The following is a 4,421-nucleotide window of genomic DNA, read 5'->3' as shown; positions in this document are numbered from 1 at the left end:
TTTTACGGACTACCATTACCATAAAACGGTTAAAGATGAAAGGTTATGTTAGTTTAATTGAATACTACAAGCGATAAGTTTCATTATCGAACCGCCGTACCTGCCTGCCGGCAGGCAGGTACGAGACCCGTATGTACGGTGGTGTGAGAGGCGCAGTGGCGGTTATAAAACCGTCACCCGTCTACTCGATTACAAACAGTTTTTATAGAATATTTAATTGTTTTACATTACCGCCAACGTGATTGTGTATGATTAGTTGCGTCGTTTCAAGCACTAAAGTTAGCAAATAAATCACAGATAGAAAGTCCGCGAGGACTTTCGTAAGTAATCGAGAACCAAGCAATTAATTATAAACGGTGTTGCCAGTAGTTGTGTGTCCTGCGTTTCCACAGGGTACGAAGATAAAATAAGTTTTTTGAAACTGGAAACATAACTTTTACAGAGATGATAGGCTCTGCAATAGAAACGGAAACGAGTTGAGACCAAATAATTTTGGTAATCTCAGAGGACTCACGCTAGGAGTATTTGTAGAGAATTGGACTATCGGATAAGTGTTGTAGTACACTTTTCCAAACCGCCTTAAGGTGCTTTTGTTAAGAGCAAAGGTATTGAGCGTTAAGGTTAAAGCACCAAAGTCGTCCCGATAGCTATCGGGATGGCTATTGGTTGTATGGTGTTTATATGGGAGTTGAGCGTAAGCGAACCTATCGATGACGTGTCGAAAATAACTTTTATCATATCAAAATCAAAGGGTAGAGCGGCCCTGGGAGACAAGCTATCCTAGCGGTTAGAGACATAGCGGATCAACTGCTTACTGGCTATGAGATATGCGTTATTAAGAGGGCAAGAACCATATATGGGCTCTGTAAAGGAACAGGAGAACCAAGACAGGAATGTTAATTCAAAAGAGCGAGAATCCCTTAGGGAAAAGCTTGAAAGTAGCAATGTTCTGTTTTGGGGCGGATGAAGTCGTAGTAGCGAAAAGCCTAAAGAGAGTAGGAGTAATCATTCTACGAGCGAAGGACTTCACATAGTGTAATTTATTATTGTATTACAATTTGCTAAATGCGAAGATGATTTTGGATAATAAGTTAGGAGTAGTAATACTTTGGACTATGAAGAGCCGTATGAATCGAGAGGTTCACATACGGTTCTGTGAGAGGTTTAGGGGTGTAATTCCCCTTTACCTACTCGACTTTATTCTATTTTCTCAAAAAGCAATAATAAGCCATCCGCCGAAAAGCCTATCTCATCTTCTATTATTAATTGTGTACCTGTATTACTCATTAAATAATAGTAAGTTGTGCCATCAATTATTATTTCATCCCTGTCTTCATTTTCATTGATGTTGTAAGTGTAATTACCACTAGAATTAAAAGGCATATTTGAACTTACATAAGTGCCATAATCTATTGCGATATCAATTGTATTATCGGGATTAATAACCCAAGTAATTTCATCAGTATACTCGTAAGATTCGAATAAACAACACTCATAAGTGATTAAATGCCATTCTCCTATGGTTTCATGTTGGTCTTGTTCTGGTTCTGTTGAATTGTCATCGTCATTGTTGCATGAGGTAAAAAGTAAAATACTGAAAAAGAAGATTAATGTTTTCATTTCTATTAAAATTTAAGTTTAACAAAATAAGCAAGGGCAAATTCACCCTTGCTCTCTAAATTTATTGTTTTATTAAGGTTTTAGCGTCAACTATCTCACCATCACAAACTAAGGCAACAGTGTAGTAGCCTAATGAATAGTTGCTTGTATCAATTTGTGTTTGCTGTGTGTTTGTATCTAGAATATAATTATTAGATGTGTTACTGCCATAATAGCCAATAACCATTAAATATGCAGAGTTTGTATCATTTATCTTATAGTTAATCGTGGCATTATCAGATGTAGGATTTGGTGAGATACTTTCAATTAAACTAGGTTTAAATTTTACTTCTACATCAACATAATCTTTAAAACCATCAGTTGTTGCTACGACTTCGAGTTTATATTTCTTAACAACATCAGCAGTAACGGTTAAATCTTTACCTTGATAGACTAGGTTGCCATCGTTATCATACCAATTATATGCGGCAGGTTCGTTAATATCCTCTGCACTTATGATAATGGTCTCATTAAAATCAACTTCTTTATCTCCACCTGCATCAGCAATAAATGTAGACCTATCCTCTTTTTTTATAACATATGTTTCTCCACCAATAACTTCACCAGTGTTAGCATCTTTTTGTATAACGTGATAGGTATATTCTGTTTTATCAGTTAGTTCCTCTGTTAAAAAGTTAAAATACAAAGTAAGCAACCCCATTTCATTAGCCTCAAATGCTATATTATCCAATATAACATTGTTCCCTTTAACTAACTTTTTCTTCTCTTCTAGAGTAGGGTCTAACTCTTCTGCCAGTTTGCCACCTCTTTCCCATGCATTAAACAAAACGTCATCCATTTTTATTGTTACTTCGGCTTCATCAAAAATAGGTTTACCACCTTCGTTTGTTTCTTTTTGAAGTTCTAAGAAAAAAGTTCTTGGTGTATTTGATGGATTGGCGACCAATACCGACCCGCTTCTTTCATCGGAAACTAAATCGACGACTGTAATATTTTTCCACGCTTGATTGTTATTGTTTCTTACCATAACATTAGGATTACTTGTGTAAGTACCCATTGGGTCATCAGTAGAGTCAATTCTTGCAATTAAGCAAAAGTGCCAAGGATTATCGTTGTCTGAATAATCGTTAGGATTAGGAACGACCCAAGGTATTGATACAATGGTTTCTTCTCCTCCCTGTAATAAAGGTATAGTTACAATAGGTAAGACACCACCTAATGGGTCACCACCACCATCAGTTGGGTCGAAATTATTATCATCGTTATCTGTTAAATCACCATTCCAATTTTGTGGCCAAGCAAGTGCAGTGTTAGCTTTTGCCCAATTGACTGTTAATGTTTCATTACCCGACGAAGTTGAACAACTATTATTGATTACTCGTACATAAATATAATTTGGCGATGAAAATGGATCTGAAGTAGTATATTCGGGATTTTGGTGTTCCAATCCGCCATCTTCACTGTTCCTTACCCAAATATCCTGACTCGTCCACATATTTTGAGTGACCGTATTTGGTTCTGTTCCATTATCATCTGGACTATCTTTGATATATAAATCTAAAGGCTCGTCGCAACAACTCTCTAAGGTTTGTTGTAAGAATGGTAATGTCGCTATGGCATTTCGCATTCGTAAACCTTGAAGATGCGTAAAATAAGACATACATTGGTATATGCCATTATATTCTGTTCATCAGGATTATAACTATCACCATTGGCACCAGTTCCACTACCTAACCACTGGCAAGAAGAATCAATATTAAATGCCATATTTGGGTCAGCTGGCGTGTCTTCTACATAATCGCCACATATATCTGAGTTAGAACCATCGACGAGTTCGGGACAGAAATCACCATCTTCAAATTGCGGAAAGTTCGTACCACGAAATGTGTGCCACAGAAATAACACATGACCCATTTCATGTGATACTACTCTTGAAGTTGACAATGACTGAAAAGGTGGTTGATTAAAACTACCTGTAACATAAAATTCAGAAGAGCTTCCAACACCATTTGCAGCGCCACCACTAGAATCTGTATCGTCGTCAAACAAATAAATATCTATGCCGTCTTGGTGACTATTAATACTATAAATTGTTGCTCCTGGACTGTCATAGTAAGATGTATTGTCTATGTAGTCAATTATATTATCCCAAGAAAAAGAGATATTATGTGAGTTAAAATCTTGATTTAAAATCTGAAAAGCTTGATTAACAGCAGATACAGATTGACCACCAGTTCCATTACTTCTCCTTATAACATGAAAATATACTTTTAAACAATAGCTGTTATCGTTACTCGAAGTTCTTAAAAGAGCACTCTTGTTTAAAAATTCATTATTGGTTTGAGAAGGTGTTTGACAGAGTTCTTGTCCAAATAATTTAATATTTGAGATTATAAACAATGTCAGTGCTAAGAAAAATAGTTTTTGTTTCATAATTTAGTTGGTTTAAATTACACATTATTTTCTAATTGCCATTTTTGTTATTATATCAGTTTTCGCTGAGTCCAAATTACTGGCAACGTCAATCCGTCTAATAACCTGCCTTGATTTTTGTTAGTAGAAACAAATTACAGATTTTGTTTTAAACCGCGAGTGCCATTTTAATTTTCCTATTGTGATTGGCAAATGTTGCTATACAGGCTAAAAATAGGTTTATGGCGGTTTCTAGTGTCTTAATCATGTCAAAGCCCGTCGTATTGTCTTGTTTTATTATGTTCCAAATTCTCGTGAGATTATATGCTATAAAGATAAAGCCAACATCTGCGCTAGCTCGTAGTTTGGTTTGTTTAGTGATTATATGG

The 4,421-nt window shown here is 35.8% G+C and carries 3 protein-coding genes and 1 pseudogene; all 4 read right to left on the bottom strand.

From position 1 onward, the window contains the following. Nucleotides 1-1,197 precede the first annotated feature (1,197 nt). Nucleotides 1,198-1,620, bottom strand: a complete 423-nt coding sequence (locus ESY88_RS20375) for a hypothetical protein (RefSeq protein ID WP_147088530.1) — start codon at nucleotides 1,618-1,620, stop codon at nucleotides 1,198-1,200. A gap of 61 nt (nucleotides 1,621-1,681) precedes the next feature. Beyond that, nucleotides 1,682-3,280, bottom strand: coding sequence for a T9SS type A sorting domain-containing protein (locus ESY88_RS20370; RefSeq protein ID WP_147088529.1), 1,599 nt, complete (start codon nucleotides 3,278-3,280; stop codon nucleotides 1,682-1,684). Continuing rightward, nucleotides 3,232-4,053, bottom strand: a complete 822-nt coding sequence (locus ESY88_RS20365) for a zinc metalloprotease (RefSeq protein ID WP_147088528.1) — start codon at nucleotides 4,051-4,053, stop codon at nucleotides 3,232-3,234. Before ESY88_RS20365 ends, ESY88_RS20370 begins: the two co-directional genes overlap by 49 nt. A 148-nt stretch (nucleotides 4,054-4,201) precedes the next feature. Further along, nucleotides 4,202-4,421 (bottom strand): annotated as a pseudogene (locus tag ESY88_RS21595) (IS1182 family transposase); the annotation flags it as partial.

This window comes from Subsaximicrobium wynnwilliamsii, from assembly GCF_007997225.1.
In the GTDB taxonomy this organism is placed as follows: domain Bacteria; phylum Bacteroidota; class Bacteroidia; order Flavobacteriales; family Flavobacteriaceae; genus Psychroserpens; species Psychroserpens wynnwilliamsii.
Note: the sequence above shows the minus strand (reverse complement) of the source record. Positions and strands in the feature narration are given on the sequence as shown.